The 15,641-nt window shown below is 75.4% G+C and carries 10 protein-coding genes; 5 read left to right on the forward strand and 5 right to left on the reverse strand.

Annotated features, from left to right (window positions below; all coding sequences use genetic code 11):
- Window positions 1-80: 80 nt before the first annotated feature.
- The 5 genes from ACFOX0_RS21420 to ACFOX0_RS21440 all read left to right on the forward strand — a co-directional run bounded on the left by ACFOX0_RS21420 (window position 81) and on the right by ACFOX0_RS21440 (window position 5,430).
- Window positions 81-2,957: an AfsR/SARP family transcriptional regulator gene (locus tag ACFOX0_RS21420; protein WP_377548814.1), complete on the forward strand. Its 2,877-nt coding sequence runs from the start codon at window positions 81-83 to the stop codon at window positions 2,955-2,957.
- Between the two features lie 253 nt (window positions 2,958-3,210).
- Window positions 3,211-4,185 carry an AraC-like ligand-binding domain-containing protein gene (locus ACFOX0_RS21425; RefSeq protein ID WP_377548816.1) on the forward strand — a complete coding sequence of 325 codons (975 nt, stop codon included), beginning with the start codon at window positions 3,211-3,213 and terminating at the stop codon, window positions 4,183-4,185.
- A gap of 106 nt (window positions 4,186-4,291) precedes the next feature.
- Window positions 4,292-4,585, forward strand: a complete 294-nt coding sequence (locus tag ACFOX0_RS21430) for a hypothetical protein (protein ID WP_377548819.1) — start codon at window positions 4,292-4,294, stop codon at window positions 4,583-4,585.
- A 16-nt stretch (window positions 4,586-4,601) separates the two neighbouring features.
- Window positions 4,602-4,934, forward strand: coding sequence for a hypothetical protein (locus ACFOX0_RS21435; RefSeq protein ID WP_377548821.1), 333 nt, complete (start codon window positions 4,602-4,604; stop codon window positions 4,932-4,934).
- Between the two features lie 220 nt (window positions 4,935-5,154).
- A complete protein-coding gene (locus ACFOX0_RS21440; protein WP_377548823.1) occupies window positions 5,155-5,430 on the forward strand; it encodes an SHOCT domain-containing protein in 276 nt (91 codons plus the stop codon).
- Window positions 5,431-5,521: 91 nt separating this feature from the next.
- Here the strand turns inward: ACFOX0_RS21440 and ACFOX0_RS21445 are convergent, their stop codons facing one another.
- The 5 genes from ACFOX0_RS21445 to ACFOX0_RS21465 all read right to left on the reverse strand — a co-directional run bounded on the left by ACFOX0_RS21445 (window position 5,522) and on the right by ACFOX0_RS21465 (window position 15,506).
- The gene (locus ACFOX0_RS21445) at window positions 5,522-10,528 is read right to left on the reverse strand and encodes a hypothetical protein (RefSeq protein ID WP_377548825.1); all 5,007 of its coding nucleotides are present in this window, start codon (window positions 10,526-10,528) and stop codon (window positions 5,522-5,524) included.
- 81 nt (window positions 10,529-10,609) lie between these two features.
- Complete coding sequence (locus ACFOX0_RS21450) at window positions 10,610-12,634, reverse strand: WD40 repeat domain-containing protein (protein WP_377548827.1); 2,025 nt, start codon at window positions 12,632-12,634, stop codon at window positions 10,610-10,612.
- Between the two features lie 23 nt (window positions 12,635-12,657).
- Window positions 12,658-13,008, reverse strand: a complete 351-nt coding sequence (locus ACFOX0_RS21455) for a hypothetical protein (protein WP_377548829.1) — start codon at window positions 13,006-13,008, stop codon at window positions 12,658-12,660.
- A 135-nt stretch (window positions 13,009-13,143) separates the two neighbouring features.
- Entirely contained in the window at window positions 13,144-14,244 is a 1,101-nt protein-coding gene (locus ACFOX0_RS21460; protein ID WP_377548831.1) for an alpha/beta hydrolase, read from the reverse strand.
- 20 nt (window positions 14,245-14,264) lie between these two features.
- Complete coding sequence (locus tag ACFOX0_RS21465; RefSeq protein ID WP_377548834.1) at window positions 14,265-15,506, reverse strand: hypothetical protein; 1,242 nt, start codon at window positions 15,504-15,506, stop codon at window positions 14,265-14,267.
- Window positions 15,507-15,641: the final 135 nt, after the last annotated feature.

The raw sequence follows: 15,641 nt of genomic DNA on the forward strand, positions 1-15,641 counted from the left end.
ATGCGACGGTTGCCGCCATCGATCGGACGTGGACGGTCTGTCACGGGGAGGTCGCGAGGGGCGAGGGACGAGGGGCGAGGGTGCTGGAGTTTCGGGTGCTGGGGCCGGTGGAGGTCCGGATCGACGGGCGGCTGGTGGACGCCGGGCCGCCGCGGCAGCGCGGCGTGCTGGCGGCGCTCGCCGTGGACGCCGGCCGACCGGTCCAGATGGACACCCTGATCGACCGGGTCTGGGGCGACAGCCCGCCGCAGCGCGCCCGGCACACCCTGCAGGTCCACCTGTCCCGCCTCCGCCGCGTCCTCGAACCGCCCGAGGGCGGCGCGGGGCGGGACGCCGACGCCACCGGGAGCGGGGCGGGGCGGGACGCCGCCGGGGGCGAAGCGCGGCTGGTCCGGCGCTCGGGTGGGTATCTGCTCGACGTCGACCCCGACCGGGTCGACCTGCTCCGCTTTCGAGGGCTGCTCGACCAGGCCCGCGACCGGCAGCAGCCGGCCATGCGGCAGGCGACGCTGCTGCGGCAGGCGCTCGACCTGTGGCAGGGCGTACCGCTGGCCGACCTGCCGGGCGACTGGGCCGCCCGGGTCCGCGAGGCCTGCCACCAGCAGCGCCGCGACGCGCTGGTGGACTGGGCCGCGGCGGAGCTGCGCCGCGGCAACCCGGCTGCGGTGCTGGCGCCGCTGGCCGAGGCGGTCGCCGAATATCCCCTGGCGGAGCCGGTCGTGGCGGTGCTGATGCGGGCCCTGTCCGCGCTGGGCCGGGACGCGGAGGCGCTCGACCGGTACGCCGCCGTGCGGACCCGGCTGGCCGACCAGCTCGGCGCCGACCCGGGCGCCGAGCTGCGGGCGGCGTACCAGGCGGCGCTGCGGGGCGGGCCGGCGACGGACCGGCGGGGCGAGCCGGAACGGCAGGGGCAGCACGGGCCGCAGGGGCGGCATCAGCCGGTGCCGGCGCAGCTTCCGTTGGACATTCCCGGCTTCCTGGGTCGGGACGAGGAACTCGACCGGCTCGACGCGGTCCTACGGGCCGGTGCCGCGCGCCCCACCGCGGTGACGGTCTGCGTGCTGTCCGGCACGGCCGGGGTCGGCAAGACCACGCTGGCGGTGCACTGGGCGCATCGGGTGCGCGACCGGTTCCCGGACGGTCAGCTCTACGTGAACCTGCGCGGGTTCGATCCGACCGGCACGGCGGTGAGTTCCGGCGACGCGGTGCGGGCGTTCCTGGCCGCGCTGGGGGTGGCGCCGCACCGGGTGCCCGACGACCCGTCGGCGCGGACCGCGCTGTACCGCAGCCTGCTCGCCGGCCGGCGGGTCCTGGTGGTGCTGGACAACGCGCGGGACGCCGAACAGGTCCGCCCGTTGCTGCCCGGCTCGCCGGACTGTCTGGTGCTGGTGACCAGCCGCAACCAGCTCACCAGCCTGGTCGCCGGTGAGGGCGCCCATCCCGTACGACTGGACCTGCTCACCGACGACGACGCGCGCGGGCTGCTGGCGGCGCGGATCGGCGCGGATCGGGCGGCGGCGGAGCCGGCGGCCGTGCGGGAGATCGTCGCGGCGTGTGCCCGGCTGCCGCTGGCGTTGGCGATCCTCGCGGCGCGGGCCGCGACCAACCCGCGGTTGCCGCTGCGGGTGCTGGCCGCCGAGTTGCGCGACGCCCGGGGCGGGCTGGACGCGTGGCACGGCGGGGACCGGGCCACCGACCTGCGGGCGGTGTTCTCCCGGTCCGAGCACGCGTTGAGTCCGGCGGCGGCCCGGCTGTTCCGGCTGCTGGGGTTGTACGCCGGTCCGGACATCGGCCTGCCCGCGGCGGCGAGCCTCGCCGGGGTGTCGTCGGCCCGGGTCCGGCCATTGCTGGCCGAGCTGACCGACGCGCACCTGCTGGACGAGCACGAACCGCGCCGGTACACGTTCCACGACCTGCTCCGGGCGTTCGCCGCCGAACTCGGCGACACCGACGTGCCGGGTCCGGACCGGGAATCGGCAGTGCGTCGGCTGCTGGACCACTACCTGCACACCGGGCACGCGGCGGCGATGCTGCTGCATCCGCACGCCGACCCGTTGCCGCTGGCGGCGCCGGAGCCGGGTGTCACGCCGGAGGAACTCGGCGACCGGGAGCAGGCGTTGGCCTGGTTCGCCGCCGAGCAGCGGACCCTGCTGGCGGCCGTCGACCGGGCGGGCGACGCCGGGCTGGACACCCACGTGTGGCAGTTGGTCTCGACCAACGCCACCTACGTCGACCGGGGTGGCCGGTGGCAGGAGTGGCTGCCCGTGCAGGAGGCGGCGTTGGCGGCGGCGCGCCGGTCGGCCGACCCGGCGGGCGAGGCGCGTACCCGTCGGCTGCTCGGTCTGGGACAGGCCCGGCTGCGCCGTCACGACGAGGCGCGTGCGCAGTACCAGCACGCGCTGGCCCTGTTCGGTGACCTCGGCGACCATGCCGGCCAGGCGCACACCCATCTGAGCATCTCCTGGTCGTACGGGCGGCAGGGGCGGCACGCCGACGGGCTCGGGCACGCCGAGGCGGCCCTGGCGGCGTACCGGTCGGCCGGGAACAAGGCGGGGCAGGCCGACGCGCTCAACGCCATCGGCTGGCGGTACGCCCAGCTGGGTGACCACGAGCAGAGCCTGACCTACTGCCGGCAGGCACTCGACCTGCACCAGGCCACCGGTCACCGGCAGGGCGAGGCGGCCACCCTGGACAGCCTGGGCTACGCCCACCACCACCTCGGGCAGTACGAGCAGGCCGCCGACTGCTACCGGCGGGCGTTGGAGCTGTTCCGGCAGGCCGGTGACCGGATGCACGAGGCGGAACTGCTCGTGCATCTCGGCGACACCCACGCGGCGGCCGGTGACGTCGACGCGGCCGCGCGCCAGTGGCGGGCGGCCGTGGGCATCCTCGACGATCTCGACGATCCGGACGCGGACGTCGTCCGGGCGAAACTGGACGGGCTCGGCCGGCACTGACCCGCTGTCCCCCGTTTCCGCAGCGGGGCAGCGCCGAACCACGCCGGCCGGTGGCGGCCACGGCCACTTGTCCGGCGACCCCGCAAGGGTTGCACGACCATCCCGCCGGATCCCTGCCGAATCGTCAACGTCACAGCTCATCGTCCATTTCCGGGTGGGCCTGCCGGCGATCGGGAGGCGATCGGCGCCTGTGCGATTCCTGTGCCTTGTCCGAATACGCTCCGGCTTACCATCAACGTCGATTGGGGTAGCTGTGATCTACGTCGATTCCCGCAGCGACGACCTGCCCGCCGCCGAACGGTTGACCTGGTGGCACGACCGCACCCGCGAGTTGATCGTGCCCACGGTGATCGAGTGCGACGACGTGGCCAACTTCCGGGCCTCCGCCCGGCTGGTGGACCTCGCCGGGATCCACCTGTCTCGGCTCGACTACCGGTCGATCCGGTACCGCCGCAGCCCGAAGCTGGTCCGCCAGTCCGACCCGGAACAGCTCGTCCTCGCCCTCACCCTGCGCGGTCAGCTCAACCTGGAGGTCACCCGGCGACAGACCGTGCTGGGGGTGCGGAACTTCGTGCTGTACGACACGTCGCACCCGTTCCACGGCTGGACCGCCGACGACGGGGAGACGGCCAGCCAGCTCCTGCTGCAGATCCCCCGGACCCGCCTGCCGCTGCCCGCGCGGACGACCGACCGGCTGATCGCGGAACGCATCTGCGCAGGTGACGGCGTCGGCGCGCTGGTGGCGACCACGCTCACCGAGATCACCCGGCGGGCGCCCGCCTACCGGCCGACGGACGTACCCCGGCTCGCCACCATCGTGGTGGATCTGGTGACCGCGCTCTTCGCCCACCAGCTCGACGCGCGCGCGTCGGTGCCGACCGAGAGTCATCGGCAGGTCCTGCTGGCCCGGGTTCAGGCGTTCATCGAGCGGCGACTGGGCGACCCGGACCTGTCCCCCGGCATGGTCGCCGCCGCGCACGGCGTCTCCCTGCGACACCTGCAACTGCTGTTCCAGGCCGAGGGTGACACGGTGGCCGGGTGGATCCGGCACCGCCGGCTGGAACACTGCCGCCGCGCCCTCGCCGAGCCGCTGCTGGTGGACAGGTCGATCCGGGCGCTGGCGGCCCGCTGGGGCTTTCCGGACGCCGCCCACTTCAGCCGCGCGTTCCGGGCCGCCTACGGCATCCCGCCGCGGGACTACCGGCGCGAACGGGCCGTGCGCGAATAGGCAACCGCCGTTCGTGTACGGCCGATGCCGCGCGGCCCCCGTTCCGCCACCGTGGTGGTGACCGGGCCGTTTGGCGCCGGTTCACGTCCAGGGAGGGGACGACAGCATGCTGCTACAACGCATTCTCGGCCTGCTCGCCACCGCCACGGTGACGGCCGGGGCGCTCACGGTGGCCAGCCCGGCGCTGGCGGCCGGCAGTTGCCAGGAATGGCACGACCGCAACACGTACGGGGTGTCCTGCACGGGCCGGCCGGGCGCCGCGTACCGGGCGGTCGCGGTGTGCAAGAACGGCCGGGCGGTCGGCGGCGCGTACGTCGGCAACGGGGGCGGCTGGTCCTACGCGTACTGCACCAGTGTCAACTCGTCGCTCGATCACGGCTATCCGCAGTGGTTCGTCTGACAGGAAGGACAATCCGATGAAACGACAGATCATCCGGCTGCTGGCCGCCACGACGTTGGCGACCGGCATGTTGCTCGTCCCGACGGCGGCGCAGGCCGCCTCCGGCTGCACCACCCTGTACGACGGTCGCGGCGGCAACTCCCGCGTCTGCAAGAGCTGGACGTCGGTGGGCGGCGGCTACTACAAGGGCACCTGGTCGGTCGGCGTCACCACCTCGTACACCTACGTGCAGAAATACCAGGACGGGAAGGTCAGCACCGCCGCCAAGAGCGGCAGCTACTCCCACCTGAAAAAGTTCTACCTGCGGGCCTGCGACTCGCTGGGCAGCGGCTGCAGCGCCTGGTGGTGACCTCGGGTCGACCGGCGTGACCGACCGGGCCCCGGCGGTGGCAACCGTCGGGGCCCGTTCCACCGGGACCGTACGCCGACGGGGGTAGCCGGTGCCGTTCCGGCTGCGGCGCGCGGCGTACCCGGGATGCCGCCGACGGGCCGACGGCGGCCGACCCGGAAATCGACACCCTTGGCGTACACGGCGCGCAGCGGCGGGCCGACGGCGTAGGGAGATCGAGATGTTGGCACACGTGGCGAGCTGTTCCGCGTACGCCGTGGACCAGCCCGGCTGGGGACCGGGCTGTTGGGACGGCAGCCCGGGTTGGTGGTTGGTCTTCCCGATCGCGTTCTGGGTGATCGTGCTGTCCGTGCTCGGTTACGTCCTCTACCGCCGGTCGCCGAAGCAGTCGGCGCGGGCCGCGGCCGAACGCACGCTCGCCGAACGGTACGCCCGCGGCGAGATCGACACGGACGAGCTGCTGGAACGGCGGAACGCGCTGCGCGACGCGTCGTGACGGGGGTCGACGGGCGGCGGTCACCGATCGGGGTGACCGCCGCCGGTGTGGGTGTCCCGGTCGGCTGCCGGCAGCCGTGGGAACGGGACGGTCAGCGCTCTTCGACGGTGAGCGAGCCGACGCCGACGGCCATGTCCACCGCGTACCGGTCGGGGGTGGACTCGAACCCCGGCGGGATGAACACCCGACCCGACGCGACCGACTGGTGCCGGGTGCCGTTCAGGGTGACGGTGCCGGCGCCGCCGCCGGCCCGTACCTTGACCGGTCGACCCTTCGGCACCCGGATCTTGACCTGGTTGACCCCGCCGCTGACCTTCACGGTGAACGTCCCGGCCGCCGGCGGCAGCGAGGCCTCCACCTGCTGCGAGCCGCCCAGCAGCTCGAACCCGGACAGCGGCGCGCCGGCCAGGTCGAGGACCTGTTCGGAGGCGCCCCCGGAGACCCGTACCTGCCAGCGCACCCGGGTGCTGACCTGGATGTCCACCGCACCGGCACCGGGCAGTTGCATCCGTACCTGGTCGCCCTGCACCGTCGGCCGCGGCGGCTGCCCACCGCCGACGGTCATCCGGTAGAGGTCACCGCCCAGGTCCACCGCCTTCAGCCGGACCGGACCGGCGCCGCTGATCAGGTCGAGGGTGGCCCGGTCGCGGCCGTCCAGCGGCGCCGAGACGGTGACCCCGTCCGCCGCCGTACCGCCGCCGCCCACACCGAACGCGTTCCGGCCGGCTCCCCCGTACACGGCGGCGACGATGACGGCCCCGCCCAGCAGCGCCGTCATCAGCATCGTCGCGCCGATCGCCTTCGCCGTCGGCGTCCGGCGTCGGCCCGGGGTGTCCGGTCCGGCCGGGCTCTGCAGGTCGATCTCGACGTTCGGCCCGGCCGGTCCCGCCTCGTCGGCGTCCCGGGCCGGTTCCCGCGTCGTACGGTCGCGTTTGAACCGCAGGGCCCCGTTGCGCAGCCAGGAACGGCCGGCGGGTCGCTCACCGTCGTCCCGGCCCGCCGGGCCGGTCGCGACGGCCGCGACCTGGCCGGGCGGGTCGTCCGCGACCGGGTCGTCGGCGCGACGCCGGCCGCGGCGCCCCGCGGCGCCGTGTCGCCGCCGGGCCGCCGGTTCGGGTCGTTCGCCGCCGTACCAGTCGGGGTAGAGGTCGGCGCGGCGGTCCGGACCCGGGTCCGCGCCCGGCGCGGACCCGGCCTCCGCCGGCACGTCGAAGGGCCGCGCCTGGTCGCCGGTGCCGGCACCGGCCGCGGGCGGCGCGTCGACCCGATGGCGTCCGTCGCCGTCCCGGCCGTCCGCCGCCGGCCGGGCCCGTTCACCAACCCCCGATTCCGGTACGTCCGGCGCGTTGCCGCGCCCGCCCGGGTCCGATGCGGCCGGCGGACGGGCCGGCTGGTCGGCCGCGTCGAGCCGGCTCGACCAGGTGACCTTGGATTCCCGGTGCCGCCGGGACCGGCCGGAGCCGGAACGGCTGCGGTTGAACCGGTCCGGGTCGACCTCCTCCCGGGGCGTCCACGAGTCGTCGGACGGTCCGTAGTGGAACTCCTCGTCGCTGTAACCGTCGTCGTAGAACTCGTCGTCGGCGTAGCTACGGTGCGGCTGGTCGTCGACGGAGTAGTCGATCGCCCGGTCCCGCTCGTCGGCCCGGCGCCGGCGTTCGGGCCGGGGGGAACCGGGCGGCCGGGGTACCCGACGCCAGGTCTCCCGTGGCGGCGGTTGCTCGTCCGGCGCAACGTCGGCCCGAAGGTCGTCGCCGGACGGGAACCGGTCGCGGTGCCGGCCGTCCCGCGGGGGGTCCGTCCGGAGGTCGTCCACCGGCCGGTCGACCGGGTCCGGCGTGGCGGGGAGCCACTGCTCGGCCGGCTGCCGCTCGACGGGCCGCTGGTCGGCGGGCCGCCGGTCGGGGTCGGACCACGCGTCGGGCTCCGGACCGACGGGGGCGGACTCGGCGGGGTCGCCGACGGGCGGCTCGAACCCGGTGGTGGGTACGTAGTCCTGCACCGGCGAGACGCTGTTCTCCGCGGCGGTCCGCTCGGCACGGGCCCGCTCCGCCCGGAGCCGTTCGGCACGCAGCCGCTCCGCCCGCTCGGCCTCGGTGGCGGGCTGCCCGTCCCCCGGCGGTTCCGTCCTGGCCTGCTCGGCGCGGAGCCGCTCGGCGCGAAGCTCCTCCAGGCGGGCCTTCTCGGCCCGGAACTCCTCCGCGCGCTGCTGGTCGGCCCGGAACTGCTCCGCACGTACCCGTTCCAGCCGCTCCTGCTCCGCACGGGCCAGTTCCGCGCGCTCCCGCTCGGCCCGAAGCTGCTCGGCCCGGAGCTGTTCGACCCGAAGCTGCTCCGCCCGAAGCTGTTCGGCCCGCTCCCGTTCGGCCCGTTCCCGCGCCAAGCGCTCCTGCTCGGCCCGCTCCCGCGCCAACCGCTCCTGCTCGGCCCGGGCCTGCTCCGCGCGGGCGCGTTCCGCTCGCAGTTGTTCTTCCCGGATTCGCTCGGCCCGGAGCTGCTCCTCGCGGATCCGTTCCGCCCGCAACTGCTCCAGGCGCGCCTGCTCAGCCCGGGCCTGCTCCGCGAGGAGCCGCTCTTCCCGGATCCGTTCCGCCCGCAACTGCTCCAGCCGCGCCTGCTCGGCCCGGGCGCGTTCGGCCAGGGCCTGTTCCTCCCGGGCCCGCTCGGCGCGCGCCTGCTCCACCCGCGCCTGCTCCACCCGCGCCTGCTCTACCCGCGCCTGCTCCGCACGGGCTTGCTCCTCCCGGGTTCGCTCCGCGGGGGACTGCTCCTGGCGGGGTTTTTCCTCCCGGACGCGCTCGACAACAACTGATTCGGCGCCGGGCTGCGCGGTCCGGGCCTGCTCGGCGCCGCCTTGCTCGGTGCGGCCTTGCCTGGTGCCGTCTTGCTCGGTGCCGTCTTGCTCGGTGTGGTCCTGCTTGGTGTGGGGCTGTTCGGTCTGGTCCCGCTCGGCCCGGGTCCGCTCCGCCTGCGACGACTCGGCGGCGTCAACCGCCGCACGCTCGCGACGCGACTTGCGCCCGAAGAACCACCGGCGGCCACGACGCGGCTCCTCCGGTTCGGCAGCCGCCTCCTTCTGCCGGCCGGTCGGCCGATCGTCCCGCTCCGGGCTGGACTCTCCCGCGCCCGGCGGATCGGCGACCGGTGCATCGGGCACAGCCGCGGTCGGTCCATCCGGGTCGAGCACCGGATCTGGCCGGGCCGGGGGCGGCGACGTGTCCGGCCCGACCGACGATGACGACTCCTGGTCGGCGGACGACGGCCCGTCCTGGCGCGCGGACGACCGCACGGACTGACGCACGAACGACGCCGCGTCCTGACGGGCGACCGACGGCCCGTCCAGACGCGCGGACGACGGTCCATCCGGCCGGGCGGACGGCGTCGCGTCGTACCGGACGGGGGGCGACGGGTCCTGTCCGGCGGGCGGCGTGCGCGGAGTGCGCCGCGCGAGCGGTTCCGGGGTCACCGCACGTGGCGGTTCCTCCGTCGCCTGCGGCGGTCCGGCCACCGACGGGCCCGACCGGGGCGCGGCCGACGCCTCCGGCTGCGGGTGGACCGGCGGCACGGGCTGGACGGGAGCGGGTTCCATCTTCGCCACCACGGGCTGCCGCTTATCGGCCGGCTCCGTGGGTGCGGGCCGTACCACCGGCGGTACGCGCGGTGCGTCCACCATCGACGCCGCCGACGCCGGCTCGTCCACCGGGTGGCCTGGCGTGGGCCGGACCGGAGTGGGCTCAGTCTGGGCGAACGTGGGCGAGGCCGTCGGAGCGGGCGGGGTCGGGGCGGACGAGGTCGGGGCGGACGGGGTCGGGGCGGACGGGGTCGGCGAGGGTTGGGACGGCCGGGCCGGGCTGCCGAACCACAGTTCGGCCTCGGCGGCCGGGTCCGGCGATCCGGTCGTGGGCGACCGGTCGGGCACCCCCGGTGCCGGTTGTACGGGTACGCCCGGTCCGAGGCGGTCCGCGGCGGGTTCCGCCCGCTCCGGCTCCCGGCCGGTGGACGGCTCGTCCTGCCCGGCGGAGGACTCCTCACGAACCGGGTACGGAGCGCTCGACTGCGCGTCCTCCGCCACGGCATCCGGCCAGAGGTCCGTCAGTTTCGGGACCTCGCGACTGAGCGCGATGCGCTCCGAGAGGCTCGGGCGCTCACCGGAGACCGTCGTGTCCCGCCCGTTCTGCACGGAGTCACCGGACGGGCGGGGGGCGGCATCAAGCGAACCGGCCTGCGTCGTCGGCCCGTCCGCCGAGCCGGCCCGTGCCGGCTCGGCCGGGGCTTCCGGCGGCGGCTGCGCTTCTGACCCTGCCGCGCCGGCCGGCGACGGTTCGCCCGCCTCGACGCGGTCGGCCGGACCGGGGCGCGGTCCGATTGGGGGCACGACCGGCTCGTGGCGTACCGGCGGGGGTGCGACCCGGTCGGCGGGGCCGGCGACCCGGACGTCGTCGGCGTCGCGGGCGGTGCCCGCCGGAGCCGGTTCGGCCGCGGGCGTCGGCGGGGTCGGATCCGGCGCGGGCTCCTCGTGGTCGGCCGCCTCGACCAGCCGGCGGACCGCCTCGGTGCCGGCCACCGGCCCCTCGAACTCCGGATCGCGTTCGTGGCCGGCCGCCGCCTCGACCAACCGGCGGACCGCCTCGGTGCCGACGACCTGCACGTCGAACCGGGGTGTCCGGACCCGGCCGGGAGCGCCCACGGCGACGGACGACGCGGCGCCGGACGGGTCGTCCGGCTCTCCCGGGAACCGCCGCCGGCCCGCAGCGGCGGTTGCGGGGCCGGTCCACGGCGGCGGGCTGTCCGGGACCACACCGGCCGGCCGGAACGCGGGCGGCGGCGCGGACTCGGCCGGTGATGGTCTTGTTGCCGGGGACGGGGACGGGGACGGTGGCGTGGCCGGGGGCGGTGGCGGTGGCGTGGCGCGCGGCAGGTCGGCCGAGGCCGGTTCCCGTTCGGCGGACGGCTCGATGACCAGGTAGATCGCCGCAGACCCGTTCTCGTCGTCGCCGGTGACTTCCGCCCGCGGGCGACCGGTCGCGGGCGTCACCACCGGGCCGGGCGCCCCGCTCCGAGCGGAGGCGTCCCGCTCGTCCGGGGATGACCGTTCCGCCACTCGACCTCCTCGTCACGTTCGCCGGTCCGACTGTTAAGTACGAGCGAACCGGGCGCCCGGATCAATCCGACGACGATTTTTTTACTCTTTCCAGTTCTCTTGTACCGGACCGTTCGGCGGCGACACCGTCGGACCGTCCGGGGCCGACAGCGCGTACACGGCGATGCCGTCCGCACGTCCCACGGCAAGCCGTCCGTCGTGCGCGGCGAGGGCCAGGACGGGCTCCTCGTCCGCCGGGAGCAGGTGTCGGAGCGCCCCGGATCCGGCGTCCTGGAACCGCACAGTGCCGTCGACAGCACCGGTGACGACCATGGCCGACCCGTCGGGTCCGGGCAGGGCCGCCAGCGCCAGCACCGACAACTTCCGCTCGACCAGGGCCGGGCCGAGCGGCATCCGCGCGTCCGCGTCCCACAGCCGGACGCTCCAGTACGAATGGCCGGCCAGCAGTGCGCGGCCGTCCGGCGATGGCACCGGGACCAGGACCAGCCCCGCTTCGGGGCGTGCGTCCAGCGCCCGCCCGTCCACGGCACGGGCGACCGGGTCCCACAACCGCAGCGCGCCGTCCTGATCGGGCGCGGCGAGCAGGGTACGACCGTCGGGCATGGGCAGAGCGGCCACCGGTCCGACGGCCGCGTGCAGGGGTGCACCGACCTGCGTCCCGGTCAGCGGGTCCCACAACCGCACCGGATCACGGTCCCGGTCCCGGGGACTGCCGGTGGCGACCAGCGTTCCGCCGTTCGGCAGCGGCACGGTGGCGACCGACCGGACCGGGACGGTGTGGCCGGTGAACCGGGCCACGAGCAGGCCGGTCGTCGGGTCGTGCAGCCGTACCGAGTGGTCGGCCTCGTCGCCGACGGCCAGCAGGGTGCGACCGTCCGGCAGTGGCACGGCGGCCAACGTGCCGACCGCGCCGGCGCCGTCGGCCAGCCGGCCCGCGGGTGCTCCGGTGTCCGCGTCCCACAGGTGCACACCCGTCCGTTCGCCAGCGCTCGCGAGCAGGACGGACCCGTCCGGTCGGGGCAGGAAGACCATGGCGGCCACCGGGTGGGCCGGATCGTCGGACGGTTGCGGCACCCCGTCGGACAGGTCCCAGAGTCGTACCGTCGGCTGCCCCGCGCCGGACACCAGCAGCGCGCGGCCGTCCGGCGCCGGGACCGTGGTGAGCGCCATGACCAGGTGTCGGTGGGCCGTGAACTCGCCGGCGCGTTCCCCGGTGGCCGGGTCCCACAGCCGTACCGACCGGCCGGTGGCGGCGGCCAGCAGGGTCCGGCCGTCGGGCAGCGGCAGGGCGGTCAGCGCGTGCGCGTCGTTGTCCGGGCCGTCGAACAGTTCGCGGTGCACCTGCCCGGTGTCCGGCGAGTGCAGCCGCAGGACGGTGTGCCACCGGCCGTCCACGACCCGGCCGCCGCCCTCGGCCGCGAGCAGGCTGCGACCGTCCGGCAGCGGCACGGTCGCCACGTGGGTCACCGCCCCGACCTCGGCGAGACACCCGCCGGTGGCCGGGTCCCACCACCGCATCGAGCCGTGCCAGCCACGGCTGACGCTGACCAGCAGGGTCCGGCCGTCGCTGGTCGACCACGGCAGCAGCGCGGACATCCCGTCCCGGTGACCGGTCAACTCCCGTACGAGGGAGCCGTCGAGGGGATTCCACAGCCGTACCGTGGGGTCCTTCGCGGCGCCGCCGGTGGCCAGCAGGGTCGTACCGTCGGGCAGTGGGACGGCCCCGACGGCCGTCACCGTGTCGGCGTGCCCGGCCAGCAGGGCGCCGACGGCCGAGCCGGTGCCCGGGTCCCAGAGCCGGACCGACCGGCCGGCGGCGACGGCGAGCAGCACGCGACCGTCCGGGACCGGCAGCGCAGCCAGCGCGGTGACCTTGCCCCGGTGCCGGAGCGGATCGCCGTACGGGTCGCCGGTGGTCGGGTCCCAGAGCCGGACCCGCCGGTCGTCGCCGCCGGTGGCGAGCAGCGTCCGGCCGTCCGGCAGCGGCACCGCCGCCACCGCCCGCACGTCGTCGTGGCCGGCCAGTTCCCGGTACGGCAGCCGGGGGCGCAGCCGGGCCCACTGTCGCCGGCAGAAGTCCGGCTGGACCGTCGTGGTCGTCGACATCGGACGACCATACGGGAGCGGGGCTACGCCTCCGTCTCGGCGGGGTCGGCGGCGTCCAGACCCTGGTAGCGCGACAGCCGACGGTGGGTGCGTTCGGCCCGCCAGACGGCCAACCCGATGGCCACCCCGCCGACGGTGAGCAGCGCCTGCAGGCCAGGGTCGTCGGCCCAGGCCACCGCGGCGAGGCAGCAGAGCACCGACACCGGCAGCAGCCAGCGGCGGATCCGCCAGCGGTACTGCCAGTCGCGGACCAGGGCGTCGACCCGGGGGTCGTCGGTCCGACCGTCGCGCAACGCCGTGCGTACGGCGGCCCGGGTGTCCGGGTCCGCACCGACGACCAGCGGCCAGCCGCGCTCGTCCACCGTCACGTCCATCTGTCCGCCCACCCTCCGGATGTCGTCGGCCGCCAATACCCCGCGCGGCCCGGGTTCATGCCTGCGGCGGCGCGGATCCGTCCCGACGGTCGGCGGGCAGGGGCCGTCCCGGGTCACCCCCCCCCGATCGGTGGGTCAGCTGATCGGGACCGGGGCGGACAGCCAGGAGGAGAGCCAGTCGAAGGCGGGCGCCTCCAACGCCTTCCACACCTTCCGGGTATGTCCGCCCTGGGGCAGGCTCTGGGTGGTCACCCGCAGCGGCGACCGGGTGACGGCGACGAACTGTTCGAGTTCCTTGTACTCGAAGGTGTCGTCCTTGGCCGCCGCGAGATACAGCGCCACCCGCGGGATCGGCAGGTTCTGCACCCGCCACAGTGGTGAGTTCTGGTTACGCGCGTCCTGGTTGCCCTTGTAGAGGTCGCCGGTGGTCTTGTCGGTGATGGCCCGGAAGTACCCGGACAGGCTGGCCGCCGCCGAGTACTTGTCCGGGTGCCGCAGGGCCAGGTTGACCGCGCAGAACGCGCCGGCCGAGTAGCCGATCAGACCCCACCCGCCGGGATCGGTACGGACCCGGAACAGCCGCCGCACGGCCTCCGGTACGTCGGTGGTGAGGAAGGTGTCCATCTGGATGCCGTTCACCTCGTTGACGCACTCGGTGTCGTGGGTGTTCGACAACACCTGGTACGGGAACACCACGACGGTCGGAGCCATCCGGCCCGAGGTGATCTCCTCGTCCAGGATCTTGGGCGCCTCCAGCGCCTTCAGCCAGGTCTGCGGCGAGCCCGGGAACCCGGACAGCGCCTCGATCACCGGCAACCGCTGCCCGTTCAGCGGCTCCTGGTCGTAGCCGGGCGGCAGGTAGGCGAACGCCTGCAGGGTGATGCCGCTGGCCTTGCCGGTGACGGTGAAGGACACCACCCGGCTGCCGGAGGCGCTGCGCGGCGCGTCGAGCACCGGCTGCAGCGCGTCACCGGGCGCCTGCTCGTCGGTCGGTGTCGCGGCCTCGCCCGGCGCCTTGCCGAACAGCGCGGACCAGGTGGTGTAGACCTCCACCTCCCGGTTCACCGCGACCCCGCCGGCGGCCAGCGCGGTGAGCAGGCAGAGGGTCAGCGCGAGCGGCCGCAGCACCCAGGCGAGCCAGCCGCGGGGCCGTTCCCAGAGCGTGGCGGTCAGGACGACGAGGACGACGGCGACGACGATCGTGGTGATCTGCGTACCGATGCTGTCCGGAGCCATGGACGAGTTCCCTTCCCCGGTCAGGAGCCGACGTTTCGGGCGGCACCCCGCTGCCGTGGGGGCGGCGACGCGGGCCGGCCGGCCCCACCGGATCCGGAGGGGGTGGCGCTGGGCAGTGGCAGCGGCTGCAACTCGCGCGGTTCGGCGAGCGCCGGCGGCAGGTGCTGGAACAACCAGCGCAGCGCGGTGGCGAGCCCGCCGGCCGGCTGCGGGGACGCCGGGCTCCCGGTCGGTTCCGGTGATCCGGTGCCGTTCGGCGTCGGCGCGCCGGTGCCGAACGGGGTCAACGTGTGGTGCGTTCCCCCGGCCGTGGAGGGAGCCGCCGTGGTCGGGCCGGGCCGGAGGGTGGCCGAGGGATGGGTGGCGCCGGGCGGGGCCTTCGGGTGGGTGCCCGGGTGCGCCGGCGGTGCCGCCTTACCCGGGGCGGCGGCCTTCCCGGAGGTGGTGGCCGGCGACGGGATGCCGGTGGGGTCCGTGCGGCCCGGGACGAACAGTTGGCTGCCGGCGTCCCGTTGGGCCCGCTGGACCTGGCCGTCGGCCAGCGGCGTACCGGCCGGCAGCAGCGCGAGCGGGCCGAACCGGTCCGGGTCGCCCTCGAAGATCCGCAGGCCGTCCGGTACGGCCCCGCCGATCGCGGCCATGCCCCAGCCGTGCTGGGCGATCCGCAGGTCGGCGGCGAGCCGGGTGGGCAGCTCACCGGTCAGTCGCTTGACCTTCATCCGGGTGTCGGCCCGGATGAACACCAGCACCGCCGGGATGGCGGTGGCCCGGCCGAAGGCGGCGACGTCCTGGTCGTTCCAGCCGTCCCGGGTGGCGCCGACGCCGGGCGGCGCGATGACGACGACGACCGGCAGATTCAGCGTCGGCGACCGGAAGTAGGCCGGCGGCAGGAAGATCGTCGGCGGTCGGTCCAGCGCCCAGGCCGCGTCGCCCTCCGGCCGCCACGGGAAGGCCAGTCCGTAGCGCGACCCCTCCCCCGCCTTGCTCTGCAGCCAGGGCGCCAGGTTGGCGTGCCGCTCGGTCGAGTGGTCGTCGGCGCCGCCCGAACTCAGCAGCGCCGACCAGGTCGGATAGAACTCGCCGGACCGGTTGACCACCAGGGCGACCCCGAAGATCAACAGGATCTCGCTGAGCAGCAGCGCGACGACCCGGACCGGCAGCAGCCGGCCGCGCAACCGGCGCCAGTACAGCACCAGCGCCGTGACCGCACCGATCGTGACGCACCAGACGACGATCAGCAGCGGCAGACTCGTCAGCTCCATCGACCAGCCGTTTCGGCGGAGGTACGCCGGCCGGGGCAGGCGGGCGACGGGGGCGCGCCGGCCACCCCGGGCCAGGCTGTCACCACCGGCCGGAAAGTGCCTGCGATCAGGCTGAGCGACCGCTGGGAGGAGGTC

This window comes from Micromonospora zhanjiangensis, from assembly GCF_042650605.1.
GTDB lineage: Bacteria > Actinomycetota > Actinomycetes > Mycobacteriales > Micromonosporaceae > Micromonospora_J > Micromonospora_J zhanjiangensis.

What these genes read in the sequence shown, in the direction of transcription:
- ACFOX0_RS21430 (WP_377548819.1), top strand. Translation starts at nt 4,292, where the DNA reads ATGCTGCTACAACGCATTCTCGGCCTGCTCGCCACCGCCACGGTGACG.
- ACFOX0_RS21435 (WP_377548821.1), top strand. Translation starts at nt 4,602, where the DNA reads ATGAAACGACAGATCATCCGGCTGCTGGCCGCCACGACGTTGGCGACC.
- ACFOX0_RS21440 (WP_377548823.1), top strand. Translation starts at nt 5,155, where the DNA reads ATGTTGGCACACGTGGCGAGCTGTTCCGCGTACGCCGTGGACCAGCCC.
- ACFOX0_RS21450 (WP_377548827.1), bottom strand. Translation starts at nt 12,634, where the DNA reads ATGTCGACGACCACGACGGTCCAGCCGGACTTCTGCCGGCGACAGTGG.
- ACFOX0_RS21455 (WP_377548829.1), bottom strand. Translation starts at nt 13,008, where the DNA reads ATGGACGTGACGGTGGACGAGCGCGGCTGGCCGCTGGTCGTCGGTGCG.
- ACFOX0_RS21460 (WP_377548831.1), bottom strand. Translation starts at nt 14,244, where the DNA reads ATGGCTCCGGACAGCATCGGTACGCAGATCACCACGATCGTCGTCGCC.
- ACFOX0_RS21465 (WP_377548834.1), bottom strand. Translation starts at nt 15,506, where the DNA reads ATGGAGCTGACGAGTCTGCCGCTGCTGATCGTCGTCTGGTGCGTCACG.